A 16,233-nucleotide genomic window follows, 5' to 3' on the forward strand; every position below is an offset into this window, starting at 1 on the left:
GCGATTCTAATCTGACTTAAGGAATCTTCGCTGGCGCTGAACTCGCGTAGAACCGTAGTCTCGATCCGTGCTCATCCTGCTCTCCGGCCTCGGCCTCATGTTCTCGCTCATCATCGCCGTCGGCGCGCAGAACGTGTACGTGCTGCGCCAGGGACTGCGCCGCGAACACGTGCTGCCCGTCGTACTGATCTGCGCCACCTCGGATGCGGCGCTCGTGCTTGCGGGCACCGCGGGGCTCGGCTACCTCGTGAAGACCCTGCCCTGGCTCATCGTGGTGGCGCGCTGGGCGGGGGCGATCTCGCTCGTGGCGTACGGCGTGCTGGCGGCCCGGCGAGCGTGGAAGGCCGGCGGCGAGGCGCTGCTCGCCGAACCCGCCATGACCGACCGGGCCGCCCCCGCGGACTCTCCCGAGAACGGATCCGGCGGCACCGCCACGCTGACCCGCACGGCCCCGCTCGCGCCCGTGATCCTGGCGACGCTCGCCTTCACCTGGCTGAACCCCAACGTGTACCTCGACACGGTGCTGCTCATCGGATCCATCGCCGCCACGCACGGCGATGGCCGGTGGCTGTTCGCGGCCGGCGCCATCATCGCGAGCGTCACCTGGTTCTTCGCTCTCGGGTTCGGCGCGCGCCATCTCGGCCGATGGCTGCGCACGCCGCGCGCGTGGCGGATCCTGGACACCGTGATCGCCGCGCTGCTGGTGGTGATGGGGGTCAGCCTGGTGCTGCCGGTCTTCCTCGGCTGAGCGCTGATCCGCGTCGGGCCGCGGGACATGTCGGCGACGGCGACGTCCGGGCGCTACTCCTCGCCGCCCGTGGTCTCCCCCTCCGTGGCGGCGAGATCACGCAGGAAGCCGGTGACGACGCGGCGGTCGGCTGACGACATCCGGGCAGCGACGTCGAAGCGCCGCGCATGCAGACGCCCGACCCCCTCCCGGGCCGCCTGACGCGTCGCAGGGGTGACCTGCAGCACGATCGATCGCCGGTCGGCTGGATGCGGCCGCCGGATGATGTGCCCGCCGCGCTCCAGTCGATCGAGCATCTTCGTCGTGGCCGCGGTGCTGACCCCGAGATGGTCGGCCACTGCGCGGGCGGTCGCCACCTGCCCGGCGTTCTCCACCGCGATGAGAAAGCGCACGGCGCGCATGTCGTTCTGATTGAGGTTCATGTACCGCCGGGAGGCCGCGCTCATGCGCTCGGCCGCGCCGTGCCACGCGCGCAGCGCCGCCATCAGCTCGACGATCTCGTCGACCTCCCCGTCCGCCAGGTGGTCGCGCCGCACGAGCTCCGCGGCGGGATCGATGAGCCGAGGATCGATCATCGCTCGATCGAGGCGGGGTTCGGATTCGGGGACTTCCACGGGAGGACTCTATGCCATAGAGTTACCGCTAACTTGGTTAGTTAGTTTCTTAGTTAGCAAAAGGATGATCGTGATCCCTGACGCCGACATGGTCGTGCTCCTGAACGCCGACGGCACCCGGATCGGCGTCGCGCCGAAGAGCAGCATCCACGGTGCCGCCACCCGGCTCCACCTCGCCTTCTCCTGCCACGTGTTCGACACGCGAGGGCGCCTGCTCGTCACCCGCCGCGCGCTGACGAAAACCGCCTGGCCGGGCGTCTGGACCAACTCGTTCTGCGGACACCCCGCCCCGGAGGAGGGGCTCGTGGATGCCGTGCGCAGACGAGCCGAGCACGAACTCGGACTGCACCTGGACTCCGTGGAACCGGTGCTGCCGTTCTTCCGCTATCGCGCGACGGACGCGTCCGGCATCGTCGAGAACGAGATCTGCCCGGTATACATCGCGACGACCACGCAGCCGCCCCGCGCGCACCCCGACGAGGTGATCGAGCACCGCTGGGTCGACCCTGACGATCTCGCCGCGTCCGTGCGCCGCACCCCGTGGGCGTTCAGCCCCTGGCTCGTCCTCCAGGCCGAGCTGCTCCCGTTCCTCGGCGGAGGCAGAGGGCTCGAGGAGCTGGCATCGTGAGCGACCGCATGCTCTCGGCGGACGTGCTCGCCGAGGTCGGCGCCGTCGTCGACGAGTGCTTCCACGACGTTGCCGAGCGCATCGGCGCAATCGAAGGTTTCGACACGGTGTGGGCTCAGGCCCGCCGCGGCGCACAGGGCGGCAAGATGTTGCGCCCCCGGCTCGTGCTCGCCGCGCATCGCGCCTTCGCCGACGAGCCCTCCGACGACGCGATCCGCGCCGCAGCCGCCGTCGAACTGCTCCATCTGGCGTTCCTGCTGCACGACGACGTCATCGACCGCGACCTCGTGCGCCGCGGCGGACCCAACCTGATCGCCCTGCGCCGTGATGCGGCCCTCGCCGACGGCGCCGACGAGGCGACCGCTCTCCGTTACGGCCAGAGCTGCGCGATCCTGACGGGTGACCTGCTCCTGTCCGCCGCGCACCGTCTCATCGCCGGCCTCGGGGCCTCCGCAGCGCCGCGCGGTGCGCTCCCGAGCATCCTGGCCGATGCGATCGACGCCGCTGCGGTCGGCGAGCATGCGGACATCCGGCTCGGCATCCGGGGCGAGGCGGGCGAGGCGGCGATCCTGCGCACCATGGAGCACAAGACCGCCCGCTACTCGTTCAGCGCACCCCTGCGGATYGGAGCGCTGCTAGGCGGTGCTCCGGCCGCCACCGTGGAGGCGCTCGGCTTCATCGGCACGACCATCGGCCTGGCCTTCCAGGCACGCGACGATGTGCTCGGAGTCTTCGGCGACCCTCGCCAGACCGGCAAGTCCGTCCTCTCCGACCTCCGGGAGGGCAAGCTGACCCTGCTCATCGCGCACTCGCGAACCCATCCGGCATGGCGGGCCGTGGCGGATCTCTTCGGCGATCCCGAGCTCGATGAGCGGGGTGCGGCCGAGATCCGCACCGCGATCGAGTGCTCGGGCGGGCTCGCCCGCACCGAAGCGGTGATCTCGAGCCTCGTCGTCGAGGCGCGCGCCTCGATGCTGCTCACCGACCTTCCCGCACGCCTGAGGGACGACCTGGAGCACCTGATCGTCGGCGCGACGGAGCGCCGCCGATGACCGCAGACACGGGGCTGGCCCGCTACGATCGAGCCGCCGCGCGCGGATCGGCCCAGATCCTGGTGAGCTACTCCACGTCCTTCCGGCTCGCGAGCCGGCTGTGCTCACCCGTCGTGCGCGCGGACCTCGCCGCGATCTACGCGCTGGTGCGGGTCGCCGACGAGATCGTCGACGGCTGCGCCGCCGGTGCCGGGCTCTCCGCTGCGCAGTGCCGTGCGGTGCTGGACGGGCTCGAACGCGAGCTCGAGACCGCACTGCGCGCCGGATACAGCGCGAACCTCGTCGTGCACGCGTTCGCCGCCACCGCGCGCGCGACCGGGATCGGCACCGACCTGACCCGCCCGTTCTTCGCATCGATGCGGCGCGATCTCACCCCCGTCGTCTTCACGCACGAGCGCGAGCTCGACGAGTACGTGTACGGATCCGCCGAAGTGGTCGGACTCATGTGCCTGGCTTCGTTCCGCCGCGGGCTGGAGCCGGATCCTGTGCGCGATGCGCGCTGGGATCGAGGAGCGATCGCCCTCGGATCGGCGTTCCAGCGGGTGAACTTCCTCCGCGACCTCGGCGAGGATGCCGACGCGCTCGGACGCGCCTACTTCCCCGGCGTCGACCCGCACTCGTTCACTGACGCGCAGCGCGACAGCATCCTGGATCGGGTGGACGCGGATCTCTCGACCGCCGACGCCGTGATCGGCGAGCTGCCCTCGTCCTCGCGCCGGGCAGTGGCGGCCGCGCACCTGCTCTATGCGGATCTCTCCACCCGGCTGCGGCGCACGCCCGCGCAGGAACTGGTCGTCCGACGGATCCGCGTACCCGGCTCGCGCAAGGCCGCCCTGTTCGGCCGCGCGATGCTCCGCGGCGGGGGCGCCCGGTGAGCCGCGTCGCGGTTCTCGGCGGGGGGATCTCCGGCCTCGCGGCGGCGGCGCTGCTCGCCACGGACGGCCACGACGTATCCCTCTTCGAGCAGTCCGACCGACTCGGCGGACGTGCGGGGAGCTGGGAGAGGGAGGGTTTCCGGTTCGACACGGGCCCCTCGTGGTACCTCATGCCCGAGGTGTTCGACCACTGCTTCCGCCTTCTGGGCACGAGCGCCGAGAAGGAGCTCGATCTCATCCGCCTCGATCCCGCCTACCGGGTGTTCTCCGACGACGAGGCGCCGCTCGACATGCACTCCGCCCGCGACCGCTCACTCGCCCTGTTCGAATCACTCGAGCCCGGCGCCGGGGCCGCCCTCGCCCGCCACCTCGACTCCGCGGCGCGCACGGCCCGCATCGCCACCGACCGCTTCTTGTACACCGATTTCTCGCACCCGCGAGCGTTCCTCCCCGGGAGCGACGTCCGCGAGCTGCCGCGCCTGGCCACGCTGCTGGGCACCTCGCTGCAGAGCATGGTCGAGTCCTCCTTCTCGGACCGGAGGCTGCGGCAGATCCTGCAGTACCCCGCGGTCTTCCTCGGCGGGGCGCCCTCGATCGCCCCCGCGCTGTTCCATCTGATGAGCACGTTCGATCTGGAGGACGGCGTGCAGTACCCGCAGGGCGGCTTCACCACGGTCATCGACGCGTTCGCGCGGCGAGCGCGCGCCGCCGGGGCCCGGCTGCACACCGGTGCACAGGTGCGCCGGATCCTGATCGAACGCGGGGCCGTGCACGGCATCGCCGTGGCCAGGGACGGCGTCGTCCGGGAGGAGCTGTTCGATCGCGTCGTGAGCACGGTCGACATGCACCACAGCGACATGGCACTGCTGCCCTCGGCGGCCCGCGAACGCTCGCCCGGGCGCTGGCGGCGGATGAACCCCGGAACCGGCGCGGTGCTGGCGATGCTGGGCGTCCGCGGACGCCTGCCCGGGCTCGCCCACCACAACCTCGTCTTCACCGAGGACTGGGACGCCAACTTCGACGCGATCTTCGGATCCGCCCCGCGTGTGCCGGAACCGGCGTCGTTCTACGCGTGCATGCCCAGCGCCACCGACGAGACGGTCGCGCCACAGGGTGACGAGAACCTGTTCCTGCTCGTCCCCGTGCCCGCGGATCCGGCGATCGGTGCGGGAGGTCTCGACGGCCGCGGCGCCGCCGCGGTGGAACGCATCGCCGATCGGGCGATCTCCGAGCTCGCGGCGCACGCGGGCGCGCCCGATCTCGCGGAGCGCATCGTCGTACGGCGCACCGTGGGTCCTGCCGACTTCGCCCGCGACCTGCACTCCTACCGCGGGTCGGCGCTCGGCCCCGCGCACACGCTGCGGCAGAGTGCCTTCCTACGGGGTCGCACGCGTTCCCGCACGACCCGCGGACTGTTCTACGCGGGCGCGACGACGCTGCCGGGGATCGGTCTGCCCATGTGCCTCATCAGTGCAGAGCTCGTGCTGAAGGCGTTCCGCGACGATCGCACGAGCGGACCGCTGCCCGTGCCGGCGGAAACGTGATGGGCTTCCTCCATCTCGCGCTGCTGCTGGTGTCGATCGCCGGCGTCGGCGTCATCGATCGGCGCTGGCGACTGTTCCTCTGGGCGGAGCCGAGGCGAGCGCTGCTCATCCTGGCCGCAGGCGCCGGCGTGCTGCTGCTCTGGGATGTCGTCGGGATCGCGACCGGCATATTCACGCGTGAGACCAACCCGCTCTCCACCGGCGTCCTGCTCCTGCCTCATCTGCCGATCGAGGAGCCGGTGTTCCTCGTGTTCCTGATACAGCTGACCATGGTGCTCTACACGGGCGCACTGCGGATCCTGCGTGCACGCGAGGAGCACCGTCGATGAACGGCACGTATCTGATGGTCGACGCGACCTTCCTCGTCCCCTGCATCGTGATGCAGTGGCTCACCTGGCGTCGGGCGCCTGCAGGTCACGGCGCGGCGCTCGTCCTCGCGACCTTCGGCCTCGTCTTGCTCACCGCCGTCTTCGATTCGCTCATGATCGCCGCAGGCCTGTTCACGTACGCGCCGCGCCTGATCAGCGGGATCAGGATCGGCCTGGCCCCGATCGAGGACCTCGCGTATCCCATCGCGGCCGCTCTGCTCGGCTCGGCCGCGTGGAACCTGCGCCGCTCGTCACCCGAGGAGCGGCTGCAGAGGGCTGAACCGGATCCCGACGCCCGCACCCCTGAGGACCGACCACGATGAGCATGACCACAGCRCGATCCCTGCCACTCGATCTGCTGCTGACCTCGCGCCCGCTGAGCTGGATCAACACCGCCTTCGGTTTCGCGGCCGCCTACATCCTGACGACCGGCCGCGTGGACGCTGCCCTCGCGGTCGGCACGCTGTTCTTCCTCGTGCCGTACAACCTCACGATGTACGGCATCAACGACGTCTTCGACTATGCGTCGGACCTCGCGAATCCGCGCAAGGGCGGTGCGGAGGGCGCCGTGCTCTCTCCGACACTGCACCGCGCGGTGATGGCATGGTCACTGCTGCTCCCGGTGCCGTTCATCGTCTTCCTCGTCGCGCTCGGGGATCCGGTGTCCTGGCTGGTACTGGCGTTCAGCCTGTTCGCCGTGATCGCCTACTCCGTGCCAGGGCTGCGGTTCAAGGAGATCCCCTTCCTGGACTCGGCGACGTCGAGCGTCCACTTCGTCTCTCCCGCTGTCTACGGGCTCGTGCTGGCGCGCGCGACGCCGACGCCGGCGCTCGTGATGCTGTTACTCGCCTTCTTCGCGTGGGGCGTCGCGAGCCACGCGTTCGGCGCGGTGCAGGACGTCGTCCCGGACCGAGATGCAGGGATCGCCTCGATCGCGACCGTGCTGGGCGCGACGCGGACCGTGCGCTTCGCGTCGGCGATGTGGGCGCTCGCTGGCGCGCTCATGCTCTTCACGTCGTGGCCGGGCCCGCTCGGGGCCGTCCTCGTGCTGCCGTACATCGGCGCCGTCTGGCCGTTCCGCTCGGTCTCGGACGAGGGATCGGGAGCGACGAACCGAGGATGGCGCCGTTTCCTCCTGCTGAACTACGTGTGCGGCTTCCTCGCCACCATGCTGCTCATCTGGTGGGCGGCCCAGGGCGGTGCGGCGTTCTGAGCGGGGCCGCTTCAGGCGTCAGGACACGAACAGCGCGATGATCGCGCCGAGACGCGCCTGTTCCAGCGCAGGGTCGAGCCTCTCCGACGCCGCCAGCCTCGCCACACCGTGGAGCGTGCTCCACAGCAGCTCCGCACGCACCACGGCCTCCTGCTCGGCCATGCCCGCGGCCGACACCGCGCGGAGGAACGCCCCGAACGCCGCACGCAACGGCTCCGGGGTCTGCACGGTCGCGAAGACGATGCGGGTGCGTGCCTCGAACATCGCCTCGTAGAGCGCCGGATGCGTTTGGGCGAACGCAAGATACGTACGCACCACATGCGCGAGACGGTCGCCCTCGCCGACTGGGTCCGCAAGCTCGTCCGCCATCGCGGCGAACCCCTCGATCATCACCCGCTCGACGATCTCGTCCCTCCCGCCGGGGAAGCTGCGGTAGAGGATCGGCTGGCTGAAGCCGATCTCGGCCGCCAGCCGTCGGACGGTCACGGCCGACCACCCCTCCGTCTCGGCGACGCGTCGGGCGGCGTCGACGATGGCACGGGAGCGCTCCGCGGGATCGGCGCGCGGGGGCGTTGACGGGGTCATGGCACGATGTTAGCATCGCTAACTGTTAGCACCGCTAACCAGGAGAAGGAGAAGCCATGCCCCTTGCGATCATCACCACCGCCATCGGCGCCATCACCGCCGTCGCCGTCATCTTCGGCACCGACGTGCTCGCCGCCGTCGTGCTGCGCGCCGTCTACGCCGAGGTCGATGAACCGACCCTCGTACAGGTGGTCGGCCGCGGCCACTACTACGGGGATCGCCGGCTGCCGGTGGTCGGCATCGCGGGCGTCGTGCTCACTGCGGCGACCGCCGCGCTCTCGGCATTCTGGGGCAGCCCCGCTGCCGCCGTCCTCGCGACTGTCGCGCTCGCAGCCCTGCTGCTCTGGCTCGTGCTCTTCAGCACGATCGCGAAGCCGATCAACGCGACGCTCACCGCCGCCGCACTCGGAGGCACCGCCCCGGCCGACGTCCGGGCGCTGCAGGATCGGTGGGAGTCGATCATCCCCCTGCGGGCCACGCTGCAGGGACTCGCCCTGGTGCTGCTGTGCGTCGCGCTGGTGGTGCGCTGAACGGCGACCGCGCTGAGTCAGCGCCACCCGCGAAACGATCAGCAACGCAGAAGACCCCCGTCCCGAGGGGCGAGGGTCTTCCTGTGAGCGTCAGGCTCAGATGGCGTTGACGTCCAGCGGGATGCCGGGGCCGAACGTGGTCGACACCGCACCCTTCTGGATGTAGCGGCCCTTCGAGCTGGACGGCTTGAGGCGAACGATCTCCTCGAGCGCGGCCTTCATGTTCTCGTCGAGCTGCTCGGCCGAGAACGATGCCTTGCCGACGACGAAGTGCACGTTGGCGTGCTTGTCGACGCGGAACTCGATCTTTCCGCCCTTGATCTCCTCGACGGCCTTGGCCGGGTTCGGGGTCACGGTGCCGGTCTTCGGGTTCGGCATCAGGCCACGCGGGCCGAGCACCTTGCCGAGACGGCCGACCTGGCCCATGAGCTCCGGGGTGGAGACCGCGGCGTCGAAGTTGGTCCAGCCGCCGGCGACCTTCTCGATGAGCTCGGCGCCGCCGACCTCATCCGCACCCGCGGCGATCGCGGCCTCAGCGGCCGGGCCCGTCGCGAACACGATGACGCGGGCGGTCTTGCCGGTGCCGTGCGGGAGGATGACGGTGCCGCGCACCATCTGGTCCGCCTTGCGCGGGTCGACCGAGAGCTTCAGCGCGACCTCGACGGTCGAGTCGAACTTCGCGGAGCCGGTCTCCTTCGCGAGGACCACGGCCTCGGTCGGGGTGTAGAAGCGGTCTGCCTCGATCTTCGCGGCAGCAGCGTTGTAAGCCTTGGACTTGGTAGCCATTGTTATCTCCCTCAGCCCTCGACCGTGATGCCCATGGAACGGGCGGTTCCGGCGATGATCTTCGACGCGGCGTCGATGTCGTTCGCGTTCAGGTCGGCCTGCTTCTGCTCGGCGATCTGACGGACCTGCTCGGCGSTGATCTTCGCGACCTTGACGGTGTGCGGAGTGGCRGAGCCCTTCTGCACGCCCGCAGCCTTCTTGATCAGCTCGGCGGCCGGCGGGGTCTTCAGGATGAACGTGAAGCTGCGGTCCTCGTAGACGGTGATCTCGACGGGGATGACGTTGCCGCGCTGCGACTCGGTCGCGGCGTTGTACGCCTTGCAGAACTCCATGATGTTGACGCCATGCTGACCGAGCGCGGGGCCGATCGGCGGCGCCGGGTTGGCGGCACCGGCGTTGATCTGAAGCTTGATCAGGCCGGTCACCTTCTTCTTCGGTGCCATAGTGATTCCTTTCTCGAGCGGATGCCGGAGGCATCCCTCTCCCGCGAATCCGGCATCTCCGGAGCGCGGTGGCGTTCGCGCGCACGACGAGGCGGCGCACAAACCATAGAAGTCTACCGGATCCCGGGCGCGTCCGCGCACAGGTAGCCCCCGAGCCAGGACGCCTGCACGATCCGGCGCCCGCGACCACGCCGGCGCCGCACGCGAGAACGGCCGTCCCGAGGGGACGGCCGTTCCGCGTGCGCTTCCGGGGAAACGTCAGATCATCTTGGTGACCTGGTCGAACGACAGCTCGACCGGGGTCTCGCGCTCGAACAGCGAGACGAGCACGGTGAGCTTGCCGCTCTCCGGCTTGATCTCGGAGATCGAACCGGGAAGACCCGCGAACGAGCCCTCCTTGATCGTGATGGTCTCGCCGATCTCGAAGTCGACCTCGGCCGCGAGGGGGCGGGCCACGGCGACACCGCCCTTGGCTGCGACGGCCTTGGCGGTCGGGACGTCCTTGACCTCGACGAGGGACTTCAGCATGTTGAAGGCCTCTTCGAAGCGCAGCGGAGTCGGGTTGTGCGCGTTGCCGACGAAGCCGGTGACGCCGGGCGTGTGCCGCACGACGGACCAGGTGTCCTCGTTGAGCTCCATGCGCACGAGCACGTAGCCGGGGATCCGGACGCGCGTGACCATCTTGCGCTGGCCGTTCTTGATCTCGACGACGTCCTCCATCGGGACCTCGATCTGGTAGATGTCGTCCTCGACCTCGAGCGTCGACTTGCGCTGCTCGATGTTGGCCTTCACCTTGCGCTCGAAGCCGGCGTAGGAGTGGATCACGTACCACTTGCCGGGGAGCATCCGCAGGTCCATGCGGAAGGCCTCGTACGGGTCCTCCTCCGCGTCGGCCTCGTCGACGTCGCTCGGCGCGCTCGCTGCGTCGGCAGGATCGAGTTCGGACTCGACCGCGTCCACGACACCGGCGGCCGCGTCGATCTCTGCGACCTCCTCGGGGTCGAGGACGGGGGCGTCTTCCTCGCCGTTCACGTCGGGGCCGTCGTACGGCGTGACCTCGTCAGCAGCAGCGGCCTTGCGGTCTGCGGCCTCTTCGGCCACCGAGTCGTTGAGGACCTCTGCGGCGGCCTCGGACTCGGCCGCCTGGTCCAGGTTGAGAGCGTCGTTCACGATCGCGTCTGCCTCCGGGTCATCTTCGAATTCGATGTCTTCGTCGTCCTCGTCGCCCTCGATGTGCAGGGCGACCCGCTCGGCGGCGGTGACGGCGCGCTCCTCGGAGGCGAGCACGTCGCCCTCCTGGGCCTCGTCGTCCTCACTGGACTGCTCGGCGGCGGTCGCCCAGTCGACGTCGTCTCCGAGGTATCGTTCGCGTTCGGACACTGGTTCTTCTCTCCTTCAGGTTCGGCCCGGGGTCAGTTGCCACCGGGCCGCGGGATCACGCGGTTTTCCCGGGAACCCCGAAGACTTGCGTCGTCAGCCACGAGAAGGCCATGTCGAGCCCGTACACGAGGGCCATCATCACGATCACGAAGCCCAGTACGACCAGGGTGTACTTGACGAGCTCCTTGCGCGTGGGGGTGACCACCTTGCGGAGCTCGGCGATCACCTGACGGAAGAACAGCGCGATGCGACCGAAGAAGCCCAGCTTCTTGTCGCGGCTCGCGCCGCCGTTCGCCGTGGGAACCACGGCGCCCGATGCGTCTTGAACCATCCTGGAGTACCTTTCGTGTGCCGGCTGCGCGCCGACGCGCAGGGCGGACAGGAATCGAACCTGCAACCTGCGGTTTTGGAGACCGCTGCTCTGCCAATTGAGCTACCGCCCTAGAGATCCGAGGATCTCTGTCCGCATCTTCTCCGCGTTCCGGGAGACCCGGGGCACGGCGAAAGAATGCAGACAACAACTGCTCGTCCAGTGTACGGCATCCGCACCGGCCCTCCGAACCGGGGCTGCATCCCGGGCGCGGCACATGGGCACCGGACTCCCCCGCGCGGCGGCCGCCCGTCGACCCGAGCGGTGCTTGTTAGGCTCGGCATGCGGTCGACGAACCTCCACGGATCGGCGCCCGCGGAGGGAGAGTCGATGGCGGCGGAGGATCCGGCACCCGCGGACGCGCAGCAGTTCCAGGTGGACCTGCGCGGCGTCGTGGACCTGCTCAGCCGCCACATCTACTCCGGACCCCGGGTCTACCTGCGCGAGCTGCTGCAGAACGCCCGGGACGCCCTCGCCGCGCGGCGCGAGGTCGACGGGCTCGGCGGCACCATCCGGATCCGTCCGCTCCCTGCCGAGGGCGGCGAGTTCGTGCTCAGCGACGACGGCGTCGGCCTCACCGCCGACGAGGTCGCCGAGTTGCTCGCGACGGTCGGACGCAGCTCCAAGCGCGACATCTTCGACCTGCCCCGCAGCGACTACCTGGGCCAGTTCGGCATCGGGCTGCTCAGCTGCTTCATGGTGGCGGACGAGATCGTGATCCGYTCCCGCAGCGCCCGTGGCGGTCGGGCGGTCGAGTGGATCGGATCCGCCGACGGCACATTCCGGGTACGCGAGCTCGACGAGGACCTGCCCATCGGAACCAGCGTGCACCTGGTGCCGCGCTTCGACGCCGGCGACCTGCTGCGCGCGGATGCCGTGCGCGAGCTCGCCACGACCTTCGCCGAGTTCCTGCCCACGACCGTGCTGCTGGACCTGCCCGGCGGCGATGTGCGGATCACGCACGAGGCGCCGTTCCTCGACCCGCGGCAGGATCCGGCCGCGACGGCCGCCTACGGCCGCGAGATCATCGGATCCGCTCCGCTCGACATCATCGAGCTCACCGAGCCCGCCACCGGGACGCGCGGTGTCGCCTATGTGCTGCCCTTCGCTCCCCCGCCCGGCGCCCGGCAGGCGACGCGGATGTACCTCGGCCGCATGCTGCTGTCCGAGCGCGCGGACGACGTGCTGCCGGACTGGGCGTTCTTCGTGCGCGCCGTGATCGACTCCAGCGGCCTGAACCCCACGGCCAGCCGCGAGTCGCTGGTCGACGACGAGGCGCTCGCCCTCGTGCGGGAGCAGCTCGGCGCGGCGCTGCGGCGCTGGGTGCTGGAGCTGGGACTGCGCGAACCGCACCGGCTCGCGCAGTTCGTTGCGGTGCACGAGGTGGGGCTCAAGTCGCTCATCCGGCACGACGACGAGCTCGCCCGGTTCATCACGCGCTGGCTCACCGTGGAGACGACGCACGGCACGCTGAGCGTCGGAGACCTCGTCGAACGCTACGAGCGGATCCGCTACGCGGAGACCGTGGACGAATTCCGCCAGGTCGCCGGCATCAGCCGGGCCGAGCAGATCCTGGTGAACGGCGGCTATCTGTACGACGCGGATCTGATCCGCCGCCTCCCGGAGCTGTTTCCGGCGGTCACCGTCGAGCGGGTCGACGTCGTGAGCGAACTGGACCGGCTGGACCCGCCTCCGCTGGACGACAGGGCCGCCGCGGTCGCGCTGGAGGATCGTGCGGGCGCCGTGCTGGCCGACGTCGGGTGCGCCGTCGTGGTGCGCACCATCGACCAGCCAGAGCTGCCCTCGCTGTACGTCGCGGACCCCGCCGTCCTGCGGCGCATCGACCGCACCAGGACCAAGGGCATCACGGGCTCCCTCTGGGGCGGCGTGCTGGACCGCATCGACGGCGCGGTGGGCGAGGACCGGAACGACGACCTCACGGCCCGGCTGTGCCTGAACTGGGGCAATCGTGTGGTGCGCTCGCTGAGCGCGGTCGCCGACGACGCGGTGTTCGCGCGCACCGTGCAGCTGCTGTACATCCAGGCGCTGCTCGCCGGGCACCGTCCGCTCGGCGACGCCGACCGGGCCCTGATGACCGGCGCACTGTCCGATCTCGTCGCGCTGTCGGCCGGAGTGACCGGCCTCGAGCTGCCCCCATTGGCCGACGAACCCGATCCCCTCACCCCGTCCTGACGACGGGGGCCAGGATCCCGCACGACGGCGGGAGCACTTCCCTCGCGGAGACCGCGGGGCCGCACACACCCGGAGGACGACATGGCAGGACCGAAGAAGCAGCTGGACCGTCTCTTCGAGGAGATCGATCGCACCCCCTGGGGGCCCCAGGAGCGCGCCCTCGTCGCCGAGGCCGTCGCGCTCGCACAGGAGATCGGCGACGCGCAGCTCGAGTACCAGGCCCGCATGCGGCAGACCGCCTCTGCGAACATGGGCGGGCTCACCGACCTGATGCTGAGCTCGTTCGCCTGGTGCCTCGCGCACCACGACGCGGATCCGGTCCGGTTCCCCGCCGACATCGACAACGGCGCGGCCGATCTGATGTGGCAGTTCAAGTGGATGGCTTCCTCGCTGCGCAGCTCGCCCGCCTTCGCGCCGGAGCAGATCGCGGCGGTGCTGGACGACATGGAGGCGCACTACCGCACCGCAGGGCTCGGCATGAGCGGCGTGCTGATGGCGCGGTTCGAGGATGCGCACGCGGCGGGGCGGATGGACGACGCGGAGCGGCTGCGCGTGCAGCTGGAAGCCACGCCGCGCGACTCGCACAGCCATTGCGATGCCTGCGGCCGGAGCCAGATCGCCGGGTTCTTCGCCGACACGGACCGCGACGAGGACGCGATCCGCCTCGTCGAGGAGATGCTCGAGGGCGGCTTCTCCTGCGGCGAGGAGCCGGAGCACGCGCTGTCGGTGTCCCTGCTGCCGTACCTGCGCCTCGGCCGCGGCGAGCAGGCTCGTGCGGCCCATCTGCGCAGTTACCGGCTGGCGAAGGACAACCCGGATCTGCTCACGGCGATCGCGAACAGCATCCGGTTCTGCGCCCTGAGCGGCAACGAGGCCCGCGCGCTCGCGCTCGTCGAGCGGCATCTGCCCTGGCTCGCCCACGACGCGCTCAACGCACAGGGCCACTTCCGCATGCTCACCGCGATCGGCACGGCTCTCGACGCAGTCACGGCGGCAGGTCACGGAGCCACGCCGGTGCGCGGGGCCGACTCCCCCGATCTCGAGCGCTTCTTCGGCGTGCGCGACGGCGCGGACGGCGGGTCGTGGTCCGCCGGCGGGCTCGCGGCGGCGGCCTGGGCCGCGGCCGAGCGGATCGGGGCGCGCTTCGACGAGCGCGACGGCACCGACAACCATGCGCAGCGCCTGCGCCTCGCCCGGCAGACCGCCGCGGAGCGYTACGACGTGCCGATCCGCAGCGACGTGTTCGCCGCGCCGGTAGTCGACACCGCCCCGACCGACGACGACGGCTGGTACCGCCGTGTGCTCGATCTCGCCGGCTACGGCGCCGCCGCCGACACACTGGATGCGCTGGCCCACGTGATCGACCGCGTCGACGCCGAACGCCGCGCGGTGCTCACCGGCCAGCGGCTCGCCGCGCTGGTGAACCTCGAGCGCATCGACGAGGCGACGGCGCTCCTGCCCGACCGGATCCAGGCCCTGCGCGCCGCCGGCCTCGATGCTCAGGCCGGCGTCGAGGAGCGATTCGGGCTGGCTCTGTTCGGCACCGCGACCGAGGCCGACAACGCGGCCCTCGCCGACCTGCTCGCGGCGTCCGCGGATCCGTCCGGCCCCCGCGCGCTGCCGCCTGCGACCCGCGGCGACATCGCGCTGACGCTGGCGTTCGATCTCGGCGACGACCCGGCCGCTGCCCTCGCGCTCTCGGAGCAGGCAGCCACCCTGTTCGCAGAGGCAGGAGACGCCCGCCTCGGGCACGGCGCGGAGATCGCGGCGGCCATGGCGCTGCTGCGGGCGGACCGCGGCGACGAGGCGCTCGCACGGATCGACGCCCTGCTGGCCGACGCGGCGATCACCCGCGGCGTGCGTGCGCGGACGCTCGAGATGCGGGCACGCGTCCACGGCGGACGCGGCGCGTTCGCCGAAGGCGCGGCCGACGCCGACGAGGCCGGCCGCATCCTGGCCGAGCTCGGCAGCAGGTCGGGCTTCGCGGGGGCGCAGATGCTCGCCGGCGCACTCTGGGAGGACGCGGAGGAGCCGGAGCAGGCGCTCGCGCGCTACCGCGTCGGCGCTCGGCTGCTGGAGCAGATCGGCGGCGACGTCCCGGGCGCGAAGTACCGCGTGGCGCGCAGCATGCTGAACTCCGGAGCCGTGGAGGAGGCGGCGGAGCTGTTTGGCGAGGTGCTGCAGCTCGAGGAGGCGGACGAGGTCCCCGCGGGCAGCAGGGCGATGACCGCGCTGATGCTGGCGCGGTCGCTGCGAGCCGCGGGCGAGGGCGGGCAGGCGTACGGCGCCTTCGGCTATGCGGCCGAGCTGTTCGGCGAGGCCGAGAACCCCGCCGATCAGGCGCTCGCCCTGATGAACAGAGCGCAGATCCTCGCCCAGTACGACGAGCGGGACCAGGCCGTCGAGACGCTCGAGGAGGCCGCGGCGATCGTCCGCACGGCCGAGGATGCGCCGGCCGCGGTGGTCGAGGTGCTGCACAACCTCGGCCAGTCGTACGGCGCGCAGCAGGATCCTCGCGCCTTCGCACTGTTCGACGAAGTGGAGGCCGTCGCGCGGGCGAACGACGCGGACTGGGTGATCGCCGATGTGGCGGACTCCCGCGCGCGTGCGCTGCTATCGGCCGAGCGGGTGGACGAGGGCGTCGCTGCGGCGCTCACCGCCTCGGATGCCTTCGCCGCCGTCGGCGATGCGCAGTCGGCGGGCGGCTCCGCGCTGCTCGCCGCGAGGGCGCTCAATGGCGCAGAGCGCTCGGCCGATGCCGTCGCCGCCTACCGCGCGGTGCTCGACCAGGCTGCGGACATCCCACCTCTGCGCCAGATCGCGGCCCTCGAACTCGGCGACGTGCTGCAGGGCCTCGGGCGCGATGCCGAGGCCGCCGAGGTGCGTCGGCTCGCCGAGGACTGA

17 protein-coding genes and 1 tRNA gene are annotated in these 16,233 nt (G+C 70.8%); 11 read left to right on the forward strand and 7 right to left on the reverse strand.

All coding sequences use genetic code 11. From position 1 onward, the window contains the following. Nucleotides 1-67 precede the first annotated feature (67 nt). Entirely contained in the window at nt 68-748 is a 681-nt protein-coding gene (locus tag AC1DMN_RS04160; RefSeq protein WP_477231010.1) for a LysE/ArgO family amino acid transporter, read from the forward strand. A 53-nt stretch (nt 749-801) separates the two neighbouring features. On the opposite strand, the gene AC1DMN_RS04165 is transcribed toward AC1DMN_RS04160, so the two are convergent. Further along, the gene (locus AC1DMN_RS04165) at nt 802-1,362 is read right to left on the reverse strand and encodes a MarR family winged helix-turn-helix transcriptional regulator (protein ID WP_477231011.1); all 561 of its coding nucleotides are present in this window, start codon (nt 1,360-1,362) and stop codon (nt 802-804) included. A gap of 73 nt (nt 1,363-1,435) precedes the next feature. Between AC1DMN_RS04165 and idi the strand changes: the two genes are divergently transcribed. The 7 genes from idi to AC1DMN_RS04200 are packed head-to-tail and all read left to right on the forward strand — an operon-like array spanning nt 1,436 to nt 7,042. Then, nucleotides 1,436-1,990, forward strand: coding sequence for an isopentenyl-diphosphate Delta-isomerase (gene idi / locus AC1DMN_RS04170; protein WP_441977205.1), 555 nt, complete (start codon nt 1,436-1,438; stop codon nt 1,988-1,990). Further along, complete coding sequence (locus AC1DMN_RS04175) at nt 1,987-3,042, forward strand: polyprenyl synthetase family protein (protein WP_477231012.1); 1,056 nt, start codon at nt 1,987-1,989, stop codon at nt 3,040-3,042. The genes idi and AC1DMN_RS04175 overlap by 4 nt, the downstream gene beginning before the upstream one ends. After that, nucleotides 3,039-3,917: a phytoene/squalene synthase family protein gene (locus tag AC1DMN_RS04180; RefSeq protein WP_477231013.1), complete on the forward strand. Its 879-nt coding sequence runs from the start codon at nt 3,039-3,041 to the stop codon at nt 3,915-3,917. Before AC1DMN_RS04175 ends, AC1DMN_RS04180 begins: the two co-directional genes overlap by 4 nt. Further along, nucleotides 3,914-5,461, forward strand: coding sequence for a phytoene desaturase family protein (gene crtI / locus AC1DMN_RS04185; protein ID WP_477231014.1), 1,548 nt, complete (start codon nt 3,914-3,916; stop codon nt 5,459-5,461). Before AC1DMN_RS04180 ends, crtI begins: the two co-directional genes overlap by 4 nt. Then, nucleotides 5,461-5,790 (forward strand): lycopene cyclase domain-containing protein, encoded by a 330-nt coding sequence (locus tag AC1DMN_RS04190; protein WP_441977180.1) that lies wholly within the window; start codon nt 5,461-5,463, stop codon nt 5,788-5,790. The genes crtI and AC1DMN_RS04190 overlap by 1 nt, the downstream gene beginning before the upstream one ends. Continuing rightward, on the forward strand, nt 5,787-6,152 hold the full coding sequence (locus AC1DMN_RS04195) for a lycopene cyclase domain-containing protein (protein WP_441977179.1): 366 nt from the start codon (nt 5,787-5,789) through the stop codon (nt 6,150-6,152). The genes AC1DMN_RS04190 and AC1DMN_RS04195 overlap by 4 nt, the downstream gene beginning before the upstream one ends. Further along, nucleotides 6,149-7,042: a prenyltransferase gene (locus AC1DMN_RS04200; protein ID WP_477231015.1), complete on the forward strand. Its 894-nt coding sequence runs from the start codon at nt 6,149-6,151 to the stop codon at nt 7,040-7,042. Before AC1DMN_RS04195 ends, AC1DMN_RS04200 begins: the two co-directional genes overlap by 4 nt. 18 nt (nt 7,043-7,060) lie before the next feature. Here AC1DMN_RS04200 and AC1DMN_RS04205 read toward each other — a convergent pair whose 3' ends face one another. Next, on the reverse strand, nt 7,061-7,627 hold the full coding sequence (locus AC1DMN_RS04205) for a TetR/AcrR family transcriptional regulator (protein ID WP_477231016.1): 567 nt from the start codon (nt 7,625-7,627) through the stop codon (nt 7,061-7,063). A 56-nt stretch (nt 7,628-7,683) separates the two neighbouring features. Between AC1DMN_RS04205 and AC1DMN_RS04210 the strand changes: the two genes are divergently transcribed. After that, a complete protein-coding gene (locus AC1DMN_RS04210) occupies nt 7,684-8,157 on the forward strand; it encodes a DUF1772 domain-containing protein (RefSeq protein ID WP_477231017.1) in 474 nt (157 codons plus the stop codon). 96 nt (nt 8,158-8,253) lie between these two features. On the opposite strand, the gene rplA is transcribed toward AC1DMN_RS04210, so the two are convergent. From rplA to AC1DMN_RS04235, 5 genes are all read right to left on the reverse strand, one after another. After that, nucleotides 8,254-8,943: a 50S ribosomal protein L1 gene (gene rplA / locus AC1DMN_RS04215; protein WP_440733532.1), complete on the reverse strand. Its 690-nt coding sequence runs from the start codon at nt 8,941-8,943 to the stop codon at nt 8,254-8,256. Nucleotides 8,944-8,954: 11 nt separating this feature from the next. Next, nucleotides 8,955-9,386 (reverse strand): 50S ribosomal protein L11, encoded by a 432-nt coding sequence (gene rplK / locus AC1DMN_RS04220; protein WP_477383903.1) that lies wholly within the window; start codon nt 9,384-9,386, stop codon nt 8,955-8,957. A 258-nt stretch (nt 9,387-9,644) separates the two neighbouring features. Then, a complete protein-coding gene (nusG, locus tag AC1DMN_RS04225) occupies nt 9,645-10,766 on the reverse strand; it encodes a transcription termination/antitermination protein NusG (RefSeq protein WP_477231018.1) in 1,122 nt (373 codons plus the stop codon). 55 nt (nt 10,767-10,821) lie between these two features. Beyond that, a complete protein-coding gene (gene secE / locus AC1DMN_RS04230) occupies nt 10,822-11,097 on the reverse strand; it encodes a preprotein translocase subunit SecE (RefSeq protein ID WP_045250801.1) in 276 nt (91 codons plus the stop codon). Nucleotides 11,098-11,136: 39 nt separating this feature from the next. Further along, nucleotides 11,137-11,209 (reverse strand) — tRNA-Trp (locus AC1DMN_RS04235). A gap of 257 nt (nt 11,210-11,466) precedes the next feature. Between AC1DMN_RS04235 and AC1DMN_RS04240 the strand changes: the two genes are divergently transcribed. Both AC1DMN_RS04240 and AC1DMN_RS04245 read left to right on the forward strand, forming a co-directional pair. Continuing rightward, entirely contained in the window at nt 11,467-13,329 is a 1,863-nt protein-coding gene (locus AC1DMN_RS04240) for an HSP90 family protein (protein WP_477231113.1), read from the forward strand. Between the two features lie 81 nt (nt 13,330-13,410). Beyond that, nucleotides 13,411-16,233: a hypothetical protein gene (locus AC1DMN_RS04245; protein ID WP_477231019.1), complete on the forward strand. Its 2,823-nt coding sequence runs from the start codon at nt 13,411-13,413 to the stop codon at nt 16,231-16,233.

Source organism: Microbacterium sp. 01T413_2 (assembly GCF_056398985.1).

What these genes read in the sequence shown, in the direction of transcription:
- rplA (WP_440733532.1), bottom strand. Translation starts at nt 8,943, where the DNA reads ATGGCTACCAAGTCCAAGGCTTACAACGCTGCTGCCGCGAAGATCGAG.
- AC1DMN_RS04190 (WP_441977180.1), top strand. Translation starts at nt 5,461, where the DNA reads ATGGGCTTCCTCCATCTCGCGCTGCTGCTGGTGTCGATCGCCGGCGTC.
- AC1DMN_RS04205 (WP_477231016.1), bottom strand. Translation starts at nt 7,627, where the DNA reads ATGACCCCGTCAACGCCCCCGCGCGCCGATCCCGCGGAGCGCTCCCGT.
- AC1DMN_RS04195 (WP_441977179.1), top strand. Translation starts at nt 5,787, where the DNA reads ATGAACGGCACGTATCTGATGGTCGACGCGACCTTCCTCGTCCCCTGC.
- AC1DMN_RS04180 (WP_477231013.1), top strand. Translation starts at nt 3,039, where the DNA reads ATGACCGCAGACACGGGGCTGGCCCGCTACGATCGAGCCGCCGCGCGC.
- AC1DMN_RS04210 (WP_477231017.1), top strand. Translation starts at nt 7,684, where the DNA reads ATGCCCCTTGCGATCATCACCACCGCCATCGGCGCCATCACCGCCGTC.
- secE (WP_045250801.1), bottom strand. Translation starts at nt 11,097, where the DNA reads ATGGTTCAAGACGCATCGGGCGCCGTGGTTCCCACGGCGAACGGCGGC.